Origin of the sequence: Tamilnaduibacter salinus (assembly GCF_003096655.1) — a bacterium.
In the GTDB taxonomy this organism is placed as follows: Bacteria; Pseudomonadota; Gammaproteobacteria; order Pseudomonadales; family Oleiphilaceae; genus Tamilnaduibacter; species Tamilnaduibacter salinus.
Genome location: NZ_QEKQ01000006.1, coordinates 189,496 through 205,743 on the forward strand (window position 1 = coordinate 189,496; position 16,248 = coordinate 205,743).

The window sequence follows — 16,248 nt, forward strand, 5'->3', positions numbered from 1 at the left end:
CCATCAGTTATACTCCGCCGTCCACAAATTCTGGCGGGGCCTCACTCCCACGTCACAACAACACGTGAGCGCCCCGGAGAGAGACACAACGATTTCAGGAGGAAGGCCCATGAACTCGGTCGTCCAGTTTCCCAATCGCATTCCCACGGTGGAATTCGAGGAACGCCGTTTCCAGGTCTACACCGCCAAGCACCTCGATAAGATCGACGTCATTCAGCAGCTGCCGGAAGACACGCTGTTCGAAATGAAGGTCGTCTCCAGCGTACTGCCGTTCCGCGTCAACGAGTACGTGATCAACGAGCTGATCAACTGGGACAACATCCCCAACGACCCGATTTACCAACTGGTCTTCCCCCAGCGCGACATGCTCAGACCCGAGCACTACGACCGCATGGCTGAGACCATCCGGGAAGGCGCCGACAAGCAGACCATCAACGCCGTCGCCAAGGAGATCCGCGAGGAACTGAACCCGCATCCGGCCGGGCAGATGCAGATGAACATGCCGGAGCTGGACGGCGAGGTGCTGGACGGCGTGCAGCACAAGTACCGGGAGACGGTGCTGTTCTTCCCCTCACAGGGGCAGACCTGTCACAGCTACTGCACCTTCTGTTTCCGGTGGGCGCAGTTCGTCGGCGACAAGGACCTGAAGATGGCCAGCACCGATGCGGAGAAGCTTCACGGCTATCTCCAGCAGCACACGGAAATCTCCGACCTGCTGCTGACCGGTGGGGACCCGATGGTCATGAAGACCAAGCACCTGGTGCAGTACCTTGAACCGCTGCTGGAGCCGGAGTTCGACCACATCCGCACGATCCGGATCGGCACCAAGGCGCTGACGTTCTGGCCGTACCGGTTTGTCACCGACAAGGATGCAGACGAGCTGATCGAGCTGTTCGCCCGGCTGGTGGAGAAAGGCAAGCACGTGGCCATCATGGCTCACTACAACCACTGGCAGGAAATCACCACCGAGATCGCCGAGGAAGCCATCCGTCGCATCCGCTTCACCGGCGCCGAGATCCGCGCCCAGGGGCCGATCATCAAGCACGTCAACGACGATGCCGATGCGTGGGCAAGGATGTGGCAGAAACAGGTGGAGCTGGGCATCATCCCCTACTACATGTTCGTCGAGCGCGACACCGGCGCGAAGAACCATTTCGAACTGCCGCTGGCCCGTGCTTACGACATTTACCGGGATGCGATCAAGCAGGTGTCCGGCCTCGCCCGCACCGCCCGCGGGCCGAGCATGAGCGCCGGCCCCGGCAAGGTCGAAATCCAGGGCATCACCGAGATCAAGGGCGAGAAAGTGTTCGTCCTGCGCTTCCTGCAGGGCCGCAACCCGGACTGGGTCCAGCGTCCCTTCTTCGCCAAATACAGCGATACCGCCACCTGGCTCCACGAACTGGAACCGGCCCTTGGCGAAGAAAAGTTCTTCTTTGAGGATGAGTACGAGCAGATGCGCCGGGGCAACGGCTGATCAAGACGATTCGTCCGAAAGACAAGGGCAGCCCGCGGGCTGCCCTTTTTTGTTGCTCATCACAAACCGGCGTGAAAACGCAAAGGGAGCGCCAAGCTGTCTTGTTAAATGGTACTGAACCTGTAGCCGATGTCTCCGACTTCGGAGCAGGCCGTCAGGCCTGCCAGATTGGCAGGACTGCCCCCACCCCACAGGAGTTTGCTTGCAACCCCGGTCGTCCTGCGGACGACTCCGAAGTCGGAGACATCGGCTACAGGTCATGGTGTTCCGTTTTCACGCAAGTCTGCGACGAACTTTTTATCGCCGCTTTTTTGGGATGAATCCGGCCGGCTTGTCCTTCAGCCAGTCCACAAACGTGCGCAGCTCCTCCAGCTCCAGCAGCTTGTCGCGGGTGTTGTAGTAAAGCCCCAGTTCGCGCTCCGAGCAGATACGATGAATCGCGTTGTGGCAGGGCCGGCAGACCCAGAGGGTGCGGGCGATGAGATCGTCGCGATCGAAGGCCTTCTGGAACCGCTTCTTACGGTGCAGGTGACGGGGAATCAGGTGATGCCGAGTCAGGTCCGGCACCGGGCGTTGGCAGAGTTCGCAGTGGTCGGGTTTGGGCGGCAGTTTGGGCATAGATGATTTGGCCACGGAAAAACACAGAAAACACGGAAATGCCCTTCGGGCAGAATGAAAAAGGTTTGAAAGTTTTAAGGTTTGAAGGGCATGAGCCTCAGAATTCTGGCTCGCTTTAAAACGTTAAGACCTTAAAACCCTTCAGTTTTCCGTGTTTTGTGTGTCTTTCCGTGGCCACCAATCAGTCAGTGCATCAGGGTATACAGCTTCCGACGATACGTACGGACATTGGGATCGGTGTTGCCGAGTTTTTCAAACAGCTCCACCAGCGTGGTTTTCGCCACCCCGTCCTCGTATTCCGGCGCCACCTGCATCAGGCGGATCAGCAGTGCCATGGCATCACCATTCTCTTCGGCGAGGGTATGGTGAAGCGCTCGTTTGTGCAGCGCCTCCGCATCCTTCGGGTCGGCTTCCAGCCGACGATCCAGATCCGCCACAGGCGGTAGTTCGCCAGCTTGCCGCAGGAACTTGAGACGGGCTTCGAGCTGTTTGGCCTTGTGCTGCATGCGGTCTTCGGTCGCCAGGCTGTCGAGCACCTGCTGGGCGGTGTCCAGATCACCGAGTTCGGCCTTGAGCTGGGCCAGGTCGATCAGGACGTCGGTGTTGGACGGGTCCTGTTGATTCATCTCCGTCAGCACCGCCAGCGCGCCCTCCTTATCGCCCTGTTCCCAGAGCCGGTGCGCTTTGTCATACGGATCTTCCGCCGGCGCGGCCACGTGCTTCTCCAGCACCTTGCGAATCTCGCCTTCAGGCAACGCCCCGTTGAATCCGTCAACGGCCTGACCTTCCTTGACCAGAAGCACCGTCGGCAGGCTGCGCACGCCCAGATGCCCGGCCAGCTCCTGCTGCTGGTCCGCATTCACCCGCGCCAGCAGGAAGTTGCCGCGGTATTCCTCCGCCAGTTTCTCCAGCATGGGCATCAGGGTCTTGCAGGGCTCACACCAGTCTGCCCAGACGTCCACCAGCACCGGTGTCTGCATGGACGCCTGCAGCACCTGCTCCTGGAAATTATCGATGGTGGCGTCAAAACTGTACGGCGATTCGTTCATGATCTGGCTCCTGCAAAATACGACTGGGGATGAGATGGCGTCTTTGCCCGGCATTTCAAGGTTCACCCACCGCCACCTTGAAATTCCACCCGCTGCCGTCAAATCCATCAGAACACGTCACTGGTAATGGATCGATTGACCCGGACAGGACACAGCCCATGATGACAGACGACGCGACTGACGAAACCATGGAATACATCGGCCGGGAGGATCGTGGTGGCCACAGCCTGGCGCTCCCCCAGCAATCCCTGCCGCGCCGCATTTATCTGCTGCCCGTCTACAACCGTCCTTTTTTTCCGGCGCAGGTCCAGGCGGTTGTCGTCAACCAGGCGCCGTGGCACGAGACCATCAAACGTGTCAGCGAGACGGACCACTACATTCTGGGCCTTTGCTTCGTGGATGGCGAGCCCAACGAAGACGCGCCGGACAGCGATGAGCTGTCCACAATGGGCTGCGCCGTGCGCATCCATCACGCGCAGGAGGAAGGCGGCAAAATCCAGTTCATCGCCCAGGGGCTGCAACGGTTCCGGATCGCCCAGTGGCTGCGGCGCAAGCCCCCGTTTCTGGTCGAAGTCGAGTACCCCGAGGAGCCCGACGAAGAGCCGGACGAGCTGCGCGCCTATACGCTCAGCATCATCAGCGCCATCAAGGACCTGCTGCGGAGCAACCCACTCTACGGGGAGGATGTGAAGCAGTATCTGTCGCGCTTTGGTCCGGATGACAGCTCCCCGCTGGCTGACTTCGGGGCCTCAATGACCAGTGCCGAGGGTCACGCCCTGCAGGATGTGCTGAATACCGTGCCGCTGCTACGGCGCATGGAGAAGGTGCTGCCCCTGATGCGCAAGGAACAGGAAGTCGCCCGTCTCCAGGCGGAGATCAATGAGGAGGTCAACGAGAAGGTTCAGCAACACCAGCGCGAGTTCTTCCTGAGGGAGCAGCTCAAGGTCATCCAGCGCGAACTGGGGATGGCCAAGGACGACAAGACCGCCGACGTGGAGCGCTTCCAGGAACGCATGGCAGAGCTCGCCCCGCCCGAACACATTCAGGAGCGGTTCGATGATGAAATCCAGAAACTGTCAGTTCTGGAACAGGGCTCGCCGGAATACGGCGTTACGCGGAATTATCTCGACTGGCTGACCCAGATTCCCTGGGGGCGCTACTCAGAGGATCATTTCAATCTGGCCGAGGCACGCCGGGTACTCGACCGCGATCACGATGGACTCGACGATGTGAAATCCCGGATTGTGGAGTTCCTGGCCGAAGGCGCCTACCGACAGGAAATCTCGGGGTCCATCATCCTGCTGGTCGGCCCGCCCGGTGTCGGTAAAACCTCGATCGGGCGCTCAGTGGCCGACGCGCTGGGTCGGCAGTTCTACCGATTCAGCCTGGGCGGCATGCGCGATGAGGCGGAGATCAAGGGCCACCGGCGTACGTATATCGGCGCCATGCCCGGCAAGCTCGTTCAGGCGCTAAAGGAGTGCGAGGTGTCCAACCCGGTCATCATGCTGGACGAGATCGACAAGATCGGGGCGTCGTTCCAGGGCGACCCGGCCTCTGCCCTGCTCGAAACACTCGACCCGGAGCAGAATCGGGAGTTCCTCGATCACTACCTGGACGCCCGCCTGGACCTGTCAAAGGTGCTGTTCATCTGCACGGCCAACCAGCTCGACACCATCCCCCGGCCCCTGCTGGACCGGATGGATATGATCCGCCTCTCAGGCTACATCACTGAAGAGAAGGTGGTGATCGCCAAACACCACCTGCTGCCCCGGCTGCTCAAGCGCTCCGGCTTGCTGAAGAAGCAGCTCAACATCACGGATGCGGCGCTGCGCCAGATCATTGAAGGCTACGCCCGAGAGGCCGGCGTCCGGAATCTGGAGAAGCAGCTGCACCGGATCGTTCGCAAGGGCATTGTGAAGCTGCTCGAATCGCCGGACACCCCCATCAAAGTGGGCGTGAACGACCTGAGCGACTACCTTGGCCAACCGGCGTTCAGGAAAGAGAAATCACTCAGTGGCATCGGTGTCGTTTCCGGTCTGGCGTGGACGGCAATGGGCGGGGCGACGCTCAACGTGGAGGCCTCCCGGATCCATTCCACGCAACGCGGCTTCCGCCTGACCGGACAGCTCGGGGACGTCATGAAGGAATCGGCGGAAATCGCCTACAGCTATGTCTCATCCAACCTGAAGCGCTTCAAGGGCGATCCGACATTCTTCGACAAGTCCTTTGTGCACCTGCACGTGCCGGAAGGTGCCACGCCGAAGGACGGCCCCAGCGCCGGCATCACGATGGCCACCGCACTGCTGTCGATTGCCCGGAAAGAGACACCACGCGCCAATGTCGCCATGACGGGCGAACTCACCCTGACCGGGCAGGTTCTGCCGGTCGGCGGCATTCGGGAAAAAGTCATTGCGGCCCGTCGGCAGCGGATCAACACACTGGTGCTGCCGGAGGGCAACCGGGGTGATTTTGAGGAACTACCGGACTACCTGAGGGAAGGCCTGGAGGTGCACTTCGCGAAGCGCTATCAGGACGTCTACAACGTCTGCTTTGCCCATCAGCCCAAACAGGGCGCCAGCGTGCATTAGTGTTCTTTAGTCTGCTGATCGTGGAAAGCCCGTATGGCCGGCTCTCTGGCAACGAGCTAGGATGACGCTATCGAATTCATCGCACTCGCGTCGAATTCCTGTCATCTGAGAAGAGCCTTTGGCGCCCCGGCAACGGGGCGCTTTTTTTTGAGCTATTTTCCGATAAACCGCGCGACGACATCATGCAGCCCGGTGGACAGCCGATTCATTTCGCCGCTGGCCTCATCCGCCCCACGCGCTTTCTGCTCACTGCTGTCGGCAAGCTCGGCAATCGAAACAACCTGTTTGTTCACGTCTTCGGCCACCTTGCTCTGCTCTTCGACGGAGGCGGAGACCTGAAGGAAACGATCCGTAATACGCCCCATGGCATCAACGATTTCGCCGAGCGAGTACTCCGTCTCCTGAACCTTCGTGAGACCGGCCGTCGCGACCTGCTCCCCTTCCCTGGTCGACTGGAGCACATCGTTCACCTGATTGCGGAAGTCCTCAATCACGTCGTGAATCCGCTTGGTCGATTCCTGTGTCCGGGACGCCAGCGAGCGGACTTCGTCCGCCACCACGGCAAAGCCACGCCCCTGCTCACCGGCCCGCGCCGCCTCTATCGCCGCATTCAGCGCCAGCAGGTTGGTCTGGTCCGCGATCTCCGTGATCAGGTTGGTGGCCTCGCCAATGCTTTCTGTGGACTTGCCCAGAGCCTCAACCGAGTTACCGATCTGCTGAACACGCTCAACTAGGCGCTGAATCGATTCCAGAGCCTGACGCGACAGCTCGCTACCCTCATTCGCCTGCCTGTTCGCGTCCTCCGATTCCCGGGCGTTGAAGTTAACGTTTTCAGAGACTTCGTGAATGGACGTGGTCATCTCGTTCATCGCCGAGGCGACCTGATCCGTCTCGGAGCGCTGACGTTGAATTTCGGCGGAACCTTCGCGAATCAGGTGGTGGGCATCGGTCGACTTGTCAGCCAGACTCATTGCCTGGTCTTCAATTCTTGCCAGTGCTGTGCGCAACCGGGCCTGCTCGCTGATCAGCAGCATCGCCAGCTGAGCCGAGCGCCCTTTGTGGGAGGTGTATATGCGGGCGATGAGGGGATCGGCAAAGGCGTCGGACCGCATCCGCAGGAAGCTTTCCATGCGCTGCTCGATCATGTACTTCGCGACACCCAGACCCACCACGTGGCCAAGCACCAGACCGCCGGCGGCGGCCCATCCACCACCCAGCCACAGCCCGAGGCCCGATACGATGAGCGATATCAGGAACGGCAGCCCCGCAAAGCTGACGCTCTCAACATGGGCATCTTCCTGAGAATAGGTCTTACCCGCACTGAGTCGCTTGTACATCTTTTCGGCGCGCTCGACCTGCCCGCGGGTCGGACAGGTCCGGACGGACTCGAACCCCACCAGCTCGCCTCGTTCGGAGACCGGCGTTACATAGGCGCTGACCCAGTAGTGGTCACCATTCTTGCAGCGGTTCTTGACCACCCCCATCCAGGGCTTGCCCGCCTGGATCGTGTCCCACATGTGTTTGAACACGGACTGAGGCATGTCAGGGTGGCGGATGATGTTGTGGGCCTGCCCCAGCAGTTCGTCCTCCGAAAAGCCGCTGATCTCAACAAATGCATCATTGACGTACGTGATGACGCCTTTCGGGTTGGTACTGGTGATCAGCCGATCACCCTCCCGCATGCTGACCTCACGCTGGGTTACGGGATAGTTCTTTCGCATATCGGATGGGTCCCCTCACACTGGCCTGGTCGACGAAGCCACGCCTGCCCGCTATCTGGGCATGGTATCGACCTTTGTGACAAAAACTGTAGACCACAAAGGCCGGAAAGACGTAACACCCGCCCTCAGCTACTGGAGTTTTTACCGGGCGAGCCTTTCCAGCCGTCTTCTCGGTTGATTGGGCCGACATCCAGCACCGGGGAGGCATCGATGTCGTCGGCGTCCATCATGTTCGCGACCCGCTGCAGCGCGGCCACGATCATGCTCTGTTCCCATTGCTGCAGGTTCTGGAACTTGAGAATGAACTCCTCCTGCAACGGTTGAGGGGCGCCCGAAAGCAACGCGCCCCCTTGCTCGGTGAGGTGGGCGTGAACCTTGCGCTTGTCGGCCGTGCTGCGGACACGGTAGACAAGCCCGCGATGCTCAAGGCGATCGAGGATGGTTGTCACCGTGGCCTGACTCAGGCTGACATAATCGGCAATGGTACCAATCGTGACCTGCCCCAGATCACGGATCGTGCGCATGATGAGCAGTTGAGGTGCAGTCAGGCCCGCATTCTTGCTGAGCCGTTTGGAATGGAGATCGGTGGCGCGGATGACGCGGCGCAACGCGACCAGAACCTGTTCATAGTTGTCCATGGTGGCATCCACGGGTGATGTCTGGGACGCTGAGCGTCGATGCTGTGCCTCGCCGATTTCGGGGATGGTCCGACTCATTCAGGGTCCACGTCCTCTTGTCTTTGCAGGTGCGGGGCTTTGCGGGTGCGAGTGTCGCAACGCGACGGCAGCGGCCTCACGGCAGGCTCGTCACTGTAACCATTTTCCTCCAACGCGTCCATTTACCGGGGGCCGTGTTACGGTTTTCCACAGGGGCCCGGGCCAGCATGGCAACGCCTTTACGGGTGACTCTGTGCTATCGTTGCTCCCCAATAGTGCAGGGCTCCGCTGCGCCCATCCTCCGTACCATGATACCAACGGACACATAATGAACTGGCTGTACTCCACTGGCCGACTGTTACGGCCGCTTCTACTGTTGCTGACCCTGACCATGCCGGCGCTGGCACAGGACATGGCATCCCCCGATGGTCCCACTGCCTCATCGGACAAGCTGCCGGAGGAAACGCCCACTGACGCGCAGGACGTCCGCAAAGAGCTACCGGACCTTGAGGAACCGATGTACACCCCTTTCGTGGAACTGTACCTCCTGGAGGAAACCAAGGCGCTGCGCAAAGAGATTCTCAACACGCGGGCGGAACTGATCGAGAAGGTCGTGGACAAGGAGCTGTCCGTGGCGGACAAGTCGATGTCCTACGCCACGGACACGGTCACCTACTTCTTCTACCTGATTGCCGGCGCAACATCCATTCTGGTGGTCATCGGCTGGAACTCGATCCGCGATATGCGCAGTCAGCTGTCCAGCCTTGCCGAGAAACGGGTCAACGAGCTGGTGACCGAGTACGAGACCCGGCTGAAGTTCATTGAGGAGCAGCTGCAGCAGAAATCGGACATCATCAAGGAAAACCAGGAGGAGATCGAGCGGACCAATGAGGTTCACTCCCTGTGGCTCAAAGCCAGCCAGGAGACTTCGCAGCAGAACAAGATCTTTGCCTATGACAAGATTCTGGACCTGCGCCCGGACGACATAGAGGCACTGAGCTACAAGGCCGACGCCGTTCTGGAACTGAACGAGCCGCTCTGGGCCATTTCCCTTTGCCAGCGAGCCCTCAAGCTTGCACCGAACAACGGCCACGCGCATTATCAGCTCGCCTGCGCCTACGCGGAGATCGGTCGGTGGGAGGATGCCGTCAACACACTCGCCGCGGCAATTCATATCTCCGAGGCATATCAGGACGACGCGTCCGTTGACCCCAGCTTTGACCGGATTCGCGAATACGAAGGCTTCCGGCTACTCGTCGAACCAGACGACATGAACGACGAGAACAGCGAAACGCCGCCACCCACCCCCTGACCCCTCGGCCGACTGACCGGGGGCGCACCGACGCCTCCGCTTTCTTGACAATCGCTTGACGCTGGTGTTTGTTTGTTGCATCGCTGGCGGCTTCTTGAGCCAGCCAGTACAGAAGAAAAATCAACGCTTCAGGACAGGAATCACCAGCATGAAGACTTCAATGAGCAAACTGGCAGCGGGCGCGGGACTGACCGCTGCCCTGATGACGGCTGGTCCCGCCGCTGCAGAAATCCGCATCGGCATTGCCGGCCCGGTCACCGGTCCGGTGGCCCAGTATGGCGACATGCAGTTCTCGGGCGCCCGAATGGCCATTGAACGCATCAACGCGAATGGCGGCGTCATGGGTGAAGAGCTCGTTGCTGTCGAGCAGGATGACGCCTGTGACCCGAAGCAGGCTGTCACCGTCGCCAACAACATGGTCAACGAGGGTGTCCGGTTCGTCGTGGGCCACCTCTGTTCCAGCTCCATGCAGCCGGCCTCTGACATCTATGAGGACGAAGGCATCCTCGCCGTCACCCCGGCGGCCACCAACCCGGCCATTACCGAGCGCGGCTATGAGCTGATCTTCCGCACCATCGGCCTGGACAGCATGCAGGGCCCGGCCGCGGCGGACTACATCATCGACCAGAAGCCCGACCGCGTGGCGGTTGTGCATGACAAGCAGCAGTACGGCGAGGGCATTGCCAGCGCGGTCCGTGACAATCTTAAGGACGCCGGCATCAATGTCGTCATGTACGAGGGCATCACCGCCGGGCAGAAGGACTTCTCCTCTCTGGTCACCAAGCTCAAGCAGGCCAACGTCGACTTCGTTTACTACGGCGGATATCACCCGGAATTGGGCCTGATCCTGCGTCAGGCAGACCAGGCGGGCCTCGACGCTCAGTTTATGGGTCCGGAAGGCGTGGGCAACGAGGGCATCACCAACATCGCCGGCGAAGCCGCTGAAGGCCTGCTCGTGACACTGCCGCCGAGCTTTGACGAGCAGGAAGAGAACCAGGCGCTGGTCAAGGCGTTCGAAGAGAAGGGCGAGGACCCGTCCGGCCCGTTCGTCCTGACCTCCTATGCAGCCGTCGAAGTGATTGCCGAGGGCATCCGCCAGGCGGAATCCGAGGACCCGTTCGAGGTGTCTGAGGCACTGCGTCAGGGCACATTCGGCACGCCAATCGGCGACATCTCTTTCGATCAGAAGGGAGATCTGGAGTCATTCGATTTCGTCGTGTACGAATGGCATTCAGACAACAGCAAAACTCCGGTAGAATAACGCACCATTAACAGACAGTAATGGTTGCGCGATGGGACCGGCCCGGCCGGTCCTCCGAACACCTTCCCGTCACAGGGAAGGTGTTTTTTTGAATCCAGGTTACGGGAAAGGATCCCCACCTATCGGAGCCTGATCGATGTTCGACGAATTCTACTTTCTTCAACAGCTCATCAACGGGCTGACCGTGGGGAGTGCCTATGCCCTGATCGCCATCGGCTACACGATGGTGTACGGGATCATCGGCATGATCAATTTTGCCCACGGCGAGATCTACATGATCGGTGCCTACACATCACTGATCGTCATCACCGGCCTGGCGGCACTGAACCCGGTGTGGCTACCACTGGTACTGCTGGTGGCCCTGATCTGCGCGATGATTGTCTCCAGCTCGATGGGGTGGGCGGTCGAGCGCGTCGCCTATCGCCCGGTACGCGGCCAGCATCGCCTCATCCCGCTGATTTCCGCCATCGGCATGTCGATTTTCCTGCAGAACTACGTACACCTCGCCCAGGGGTCACGCAACATCGGTTTCCCCTCGCTGATCGACGGCGGCTTCACATTCGGAACGAGTGAAGGCTTCCAGACCACCATCTCCAACATGCAGCTGACCATCTTCGCCACCACGCTGGTCTGCATGACACTCCTCTCGCTGTTCATCTCCCGTTCCAAGACCGGCCGGGCATGCCGTGCGGTCTCGCAGGATCGGAAGATGTCGAGCCTGCTGGGCATCGACACGAATCGGATCATCGCCGCGACCTTCGTTATCGGCGCGGCCCTGGCCGCGGTTGCCGGCCTGCTGCTGGGCATGTACTACGGCTCCATCGACCCGTTGTTCGGGTTCATCGCCGGCCTCAAGGCGTTCACGGCGGCCGTACTTGGCGGCATTGGCAGTATCCCCGGCGCCATGCTCGGCGGACTCATTCTGGGCGTGGCCGAAAGCTTTACCGCCGGTTATCTCAGTAGCGAATACAAGGACGTCGTGTCCTTCAGTCTGTTGATCCTGATCCTGCTGTTCCGCCCGACCGGCCTGCTCGGCAAACCGGAAGTGGAGAAGATCTGATGGTGGCACGTAATTTCGGACACGCCCTGTTCTGCGCCATGATCACCCTGATCATCTCCTACCCGATCGTCGGGTTCGATCTGGTGTTTACCGGCCTGTCCCTCGAGCTGCAGCAGGTCGAGGCGGGCACCATTGCCGGCATCCTGCTGGCCGTGGCAGCGGTCTTTGTCTTCCAGTTGTTCCGGCCCGCCATTATGGGCACGCTGGCCCGGCTGGTCGGCCTCAACCCACTTGCCAACCGGCCACCCATGGAGCAGAACAAGCGCCTCAAGCTGGAGCGCGGCGCCCTGACCATCATCGTTCTGCTGGCATTGATCTGGCCGTTCATGGCCTCCCGGGGCGCGGTGGACCTCGCCACACTGGTCCTGATCTACGTGATTCTGGCGCTGGGCCTGAATGTGGTGGTCGGTCTGGCCGGGCTGCTGGACCTGGGCTACGTGGCCTTCTACGCGGTCGGTGCCTATACCTTCGGACTGCTGTCCCAGTATCTCGGTGTCTCCTTCTGGGTGGCACTGCCGCTGGGCGCTCTGCTGGCTGCCCTTTTCGGGTTTGTGCTGGGCTTCCCGGTCCTGCGGCTGAGGGGGGATTACCTGGCCATCGTGACGCTGGGCTTCGGCGAGATCATCCGCATTGTCCTGAACAACCTGACGTCAATCACCGGTGGCCCCAACGGTATCGGCGGCATTCCCGATCCGACGCTGTTCGGAATGGAGTTTGGTCGCCGCGTTAAAGAGGAAGGCAATGCGTCCTTCCATGAGGTATTCAACCTGCCCTATGAGTCCGTACACAAAGTCATTTTTCTGTACCTGATCACGCTGGTTCTCGCGGTGTTCACACTGGTCGTGATCCGACGACTGATCCGCATGCCGGTGGGGCGCTCCTGGGAGGCGCTGCGCGAGGACGAAATTGCCGCCCGCTCACTAGGTCTGAGCCGGACGGCGGTCAAGCTCTCTGCATTCACGATCGGTGCGTTTTTCGCCGGGTTTGCCGGCACCATCTTCGCCTCCAAACAGGGCTTCATCAGCCCGGAGTCGTTCGTTTTCCTGGAGTCGGCCATCATTCTGGCAATCGTGGTGCTTGGGGGCATGGGCTCGCAGATTGGCGTGATTCTCGCGGCCATTGCCGTGACAATCCTGCCGGAACTGGCCCGGGAGTTCTCCGAGTACCGGATGCTGATCTTCGGCGCCGCCATGGTCATGATGATGGTCTGGCGGCCTCAGGGCCTGCTGCCGATGCGCCGCATCCATGTGCAACTGAACCGTCTGGAGTAAGGACATGCTGGAAGTACAGAATCTGTCCATGCGCTTTGGCGGTCTGCTGGCCGTGGATCAGGTGTCCATGGACGTACAGGAACACGAAATCGTTTCGATCATCGGTCCGAACGGGGCGGGCAAGACCACCGTATTCAACTGCATGAGCGGCTTTTACCGCCCCACCGGTGGCAAGATCCTGTATCGGGGCCAGGAGATTCAGGGCAAACCCGATCACAAGATTTCCCGCATGGGGCTGGTGCGGACATTCCAGCACGTGCGGCTGTTCAGTCGCATGACGGTGGTGGAAAACCTGCTGGTCGCCCAACACCGTCACCTGAACACCAACCTGATCGCCGGGCTGCTCAATACGCCGTCCTATCGTAAGCGGGAGCAGAAATCGCTGGATCGGGCGGCCTACTGGCTCGACCGGGTCGGGCTGCTGGAGCTGGCCAATCGGGAAGCCGGCAACCTGGCCTATGGGCAGCAACGCCGCCTCGAGATTGCCCGGTGCATGGTGACCGAACCCGAGCTGCTGATGCTCGATGAACCGGCCGCCGGGCTCAACCCGAATGAGACCCGCGAGCTCAACGAGCTGATCATCAGCCTCAAGGAGGACTACAACGTCTCCATTGTGCTGATCGAGCACGACATGAGCCTGGTCATGGACATTTCCGACCGCATCAACGTCATCAATCAGGGCCGCCCTCTGGCATCCGGCAAGCCGGAAGACATCCAGAAAAACGATGACGTGATCAAAGCGTATCTGGGCGAGGCATAAGGACCGATCATGCTGTCACTTGAGAATATCCACACCCACTACGGCAAGATCGAAGCGCTTCATGGCGTCTCAGTCGAGGTCAATGAGGGTGAGATCGTTTCGCTGATCGGCGCCAACGGAGCCGGTAAGACGACGTTGCTGATGACCATCTGTGGTGACCCGCAGGCCAGCGCTGGCCGCGTCCTGTTTCAGGGCGAGGACATCACCCACAAGCCGACCTCGGACATTATGCGCTCGGGCATTGCCATCGCTCCCGAAGGCCGTCGGGTATTCCCCGGGCTGACCGTGGAGGAAAATCTGCACATGGGCGGCTTCTTCACGTCAAAGGACGAGATCCGCCGGAACCAGAAACATGTGTTTGAGCTGTTCCCGCGCCTGGCCGAACGCAAGAACCAGCGCGCCGGCACCATGTCCGGCGGTGAGCAGCAGATGCTGGCCATCGGCCGCGCCCTGATGGCCAAACCCCGGATGATGATCCTGGACGAGCCCTCGCTTGGGCTGGCGCCACTGATCATCGGCCAGATCTTCGACATCATCCGAACACTCCGGGACGAGGGCATTACCGTGTTCCTGGTGGAACAGAACGCCAAGCAGGCCCTCAAGCTGGCCGATCGGGGCTATGTGCTGGAAACCGGTCGCATCCGACTGGAAGACACCGGCGCGAACCTGCTCGATAACGAAGAAGTCCAGCAGGCCTATCTGGGCGGCTGAGACTACGGCCGCTCACATTATCGACCCCCAAACCAAAAATACCCGCAATCAGACGCCTTCATGAGACTCTGATCGCGGGTATTTTCGTCCGTCGGGGTCTGCCGGGCGTTACCGACGCCCCCGAGCGGGCTAAACAGCCAGTGAACGAATCACTCGATGCTGTTGATCGTGCCTTTGTAACCTTCGACCGTTACGTCGATGGTTCCGTAGACACCGAAGTCCTTCTTTTTGACCGTGTACTGCGGCGCAACGATCACATCGGCACCAGAGGCTTCAATGGCGTTGTACGCAGCAGCGGATTTCACGGAAGCGGTCGGGTCCAGGTTGAACGGCAGCAGTGAGCCACCCCCGTTCCCGTTCGGCGCACCATAAACAACGCCGTCAGCGTACTCGCTGTCGGAGCTCATGGTGAAGAAGAGGATCTTCGTTGCAGAAGAGGAACCCGAAATCTTCTCGCCAACCTCAATGTCAGCATTGATATCGGTTTGGACGTTCCCTGCCAGCGGCATGGGGTTGGAACTCGTGTTCAGTGAGCTGCAACCGGTCAGTGCGCCCGCCAGCAACAGGCTGGAAACAATCAGTCCTTTTTTCACAGTAACTCTCTCCGTAAGTCAGTGGGTTTGCCGTCAATGGCGAGCGGAAATATACCGGAGAGATCGGGGGATTACAATGAGGGTGCCACGCAACCAACTGGTCTGCCAGACAAAGCAGCGCCCCGGCAGCGGCCTCGCCGCCAGGGCGCCGGTTCCGAATCACATCGGCAACATCTGGGTAACGACTTTCCGAGTGCGCTCTTCAATGTGCGGCAGCGCCTCATCCTTTTTCATATTCATCTGATTGGCCCAGACAGACAAACGCACACCGTGGGGGAAGTACTGGCTTTTACGTGTGGCGGTTGCCGAACTGGTGTTGGTCTGACTGGTTCCCCCGCCTGACGCCATGCGACTATTACTGGCGCCAGCCACATCAGCGGTCCCGGAGCCAGAGTCGGTCGCAACCGTGAACTCGACTGGCCGATCCTGTTTCACTTCCAGTACCACATCCACAATCATCGCCCATTCACGCGGCTTGGACGCATTGGAGATACCAGCGCCGACCAGCCCGCCTACGCCAACACCCGCTGCCGCGCCGGCCAACCCGGAATCCGTGGCGTTAGCGACCGCGGCACCCGTCCCGAGGCCAGTTGCTGCGCCAGCAATGGCCCCCATCGCTGCGCCAGTACCAGCACCACCGGACTCCGGCTCGACTTCCCCAAAGAACCGGTTGGATGCCCGCAAACGGTAGTGGGCCGAACGCGGATCGCTGGTCACGGTCCATCCCTGTTCACGGGCGGATTCGATAAGAAGATTGCGCAGGTCAATGTCACTGTCACTGATGTTGCGATAGGAAATGTAGACCGTCTTCTCGCTCGGGCGCGGCGGCTCAAGCTGCGGAGGCGGGACAACCCAGACCGTGCCACTGCGCGGCTCCGCGTACTTATTATCGGTCAGGGAGCCCATCTGGCGTGAAACCGTGGTGCAGCCCGACGCCACGATCACCATAACTGTCAGAGAAAGTATCAAGAGTCGTTGGGATGTACTCATTTGGTTTCCCTTCCTGCTGTGGATTGATTAGGGCGGGCATCCACCAACATCCTGAGCCGCCCCAATACTTAGTATCGACAATTATCGAGCGATTTGCGAGAGACGAATTTCCCGCGCATGACGGTCGTTTGAACTACACTGATTCTCGGACCACACTCAGAATCGAGCCTGATGGTCGATTCAA

At 60.2% G+C, this 16,248-nt stretch carries 14 protein-coding genes; 8 read left to right on the forward strand and 6 right to left on the reverse strand.

What is annotated here, in order from left to right; all coding sequences use genetic code 11:
- Positions 1-109: 109 nt before the first annotated feature.
- On the forward strand, positions 110-1,474 hold the full coding sequence (locus tag C8D92_RS10555; RefSeq protein ID WP_095610320.1) for a KamA family radical SAM protein: 1,365 nt from the start codon (positions 110-112) through the stop codon (positions 1,472-1,474).
- 297 nt (positions 1,475-1,771) lie between these two features.
- Here C8D92_RS10555 and C8D92_RS10560 read toward each other — a convergent pair whose 3' ends face one another.
- Together C8D92_RS10560 and C8D92_RS10565 are read right to left on the reverse strand one after the other, a co-directional pair.
- Positions 1,772-2,092, reverse strand: a complete 321-nt coding sequence (locus C8D92_RS10560; protein ID WP_116919339.1) for a hypothetical protein — start codon at positions 2,090-2,092, stop codon at positions 1,772-1,774.
- Between the two features lie 185 nt (positions 2,093-2,277).
- Positions 2,278-3,141 (reverse strand): thioredoxin family protein, encoded by an 864-nt coding sequence (locus C8D92_RS10565; RefSeq protein WP_116919340.1) that lies wholly within the window; start codon positions 3,139-3,141, stop codon positions 2,278-2,280.
- Between the two features lie 158 nt (positions 3,142-3,299).
- Here C8D92_RS10565 and lon point away from each other — a divergent pair, with 158 nt between their 5' ends.
- A complete protein-coding gene (gene lon / locus C8D92_RS10570; RefSeq protein ID WP_423837078.1) occupies positions 3,300-5,729 on the forward strand; it encodes an endopeptidase La in 2,430 nt (809 codons plus the stop codon).
- A 152-nt stretch (positions 5,730-5,881) separates the two neighbouring features.
- Here the strand turns inward: lon and C8D92_RS10575 are convergent, their stop codons facing one another.
- Together C8D92_RS10575 and C8D92_RS10580 are read right to left on the reverse strand one after the other, a co-directional pair.
- Positions 5,882-7,450: a methyl-accepting chemotaxis protein gene (locus C8D92_RS10575; RefSeq protein WP_116919341.1), complete on the reverse strand. Its 1,569-nt coding sequence runs from the start codon at positions 7,448-7,450 to the stop codon at positions 5,882-5,884.
- Positions 7,451-7,575: 125 nt separating this feature from the next.
- Entirely contained in the window at positions 7,576-8,088 is a 513-nt protein-coding gene (locus C8D92_RS10580) for a MarR family winged helix-turn-helix transcriptional regulator (RefSeq protein ID WP_095610171.1), read from the reverse strand.
- A gap of 346 nt (positions 8,089-8,434) precedes the next feature.
- Between C8D92_RS10580 and C8D92_RS10585 the strand changes: the two genes are divergently transcribed.
- From C8D92_RS10585 to C8D92_RS10610, 6 genes are all read left to right on the forward strand, one after another.
- Positions 8,435-9,418: a tetratricopeptide repeat protein gene (locus C8D92_RS10585; protein ID WP_095610165.1), complete on the forward strand. Its 984-nt coding sequence runs from the start codon at positions 8,435-8,437 to the stop codon at positions 9,416-9,418.
- A 139-nt stretch (positions 9,419-9,557) separates the two neighbouring features.
- Positions 9,558-10,679 carry a branched-chain amino acid ABC transporter substrate-binding protein gene (locus C8D92_RS10590; RefSeq protein ID WP_423837080.1) on the forward strand — a complete coding sequence of 374 codons (1,122 nt, stop codon included), beginning with the start codon at positions 9,558-9,560 and terminating at the stop codon, positions 10,677-10,679.
- A 136-nt stretch (positions 10,680-10,815) separates the two neighbouring features.
- The gene (gene livH / locus C8D92_RS10595; RefSeq protein ID WP_095610164.1) at positions 10,816-11,739 is read left to right on the forward strand and encodes a high-affinity branched-chain amino acid ABC transporter permease LivH; all 924 of its coding nucleotides are present in this window, start codon (positions 10,816-10,818) and stop codon (positions 11,737-11,739) included.
- Positions 11,739-13,010, forward strand: coding sequence for a high-affinity branched-chain amino acid ABC transporter permease LivM (livM, locus tag C8D92_RS10600; RefSeq protein ID WP_095610163.1), 1,272 nt, complete (start codon positions 11,739-11,741; stop codon positions 13,008-13,010). The genes livH and livM overlap by 1 nt, the downstream gene beginning before the upstream one ends.
- A 4-nt stretch (positions 13,011-13,014) precedes the next feature.
- Positions 13,015-13,770, forward strand: coding sequence for a high-affinity branched-chain amino acid ABC transporter ATP-binding protein LivG (gene livG, locus C8D92_RS10605; protein ID WP_095610162.1), 756 nt, complete (start codon positions 13,015-13,017; stop codon positions 13,768-13,770).
- 9 nt (positions 13,771-13,779) lie between these two features.
- Positions 13,780-14,481, forward strand: a complete 702-nt coding sequence (locus C8D92_RS10610) for an ABC transporter ATP-binding protein (protein ID WP_095610161.1) — start codon at positions 13,780-13,782, stop codon at positions 14,479-14,481.
- Between the two features lie 149 nt (positions 14,482-14,630).
- Here the strand turns inward: C8D92_RS10610 and C8D92_RS10615 are convergent, their stop codons facing one another.
- Entirely contained in the window at positions 14,631-15,074 is a 444-nt protein-coding gene (locus C8D92_RS10615) for a hypothetical protein (RefSeq protein ID WP_095610160.1), read from the reverse strand.
- Positions 15,075-15,233: 159 nt separating this feature from the next.
- Complete coding sequence (traT, locus tag C8D92_RS10620) at positions 15,234-16,064, reverse strand: complement resistance protein TraT (RefSeq protein WP_095610159.1); 831 nt, start codon at positions 16,062-16,064, stop codon at positions 15,234-15,236.
- Positions 16,065-16,248: the final 184 nt, after the last annotated feature.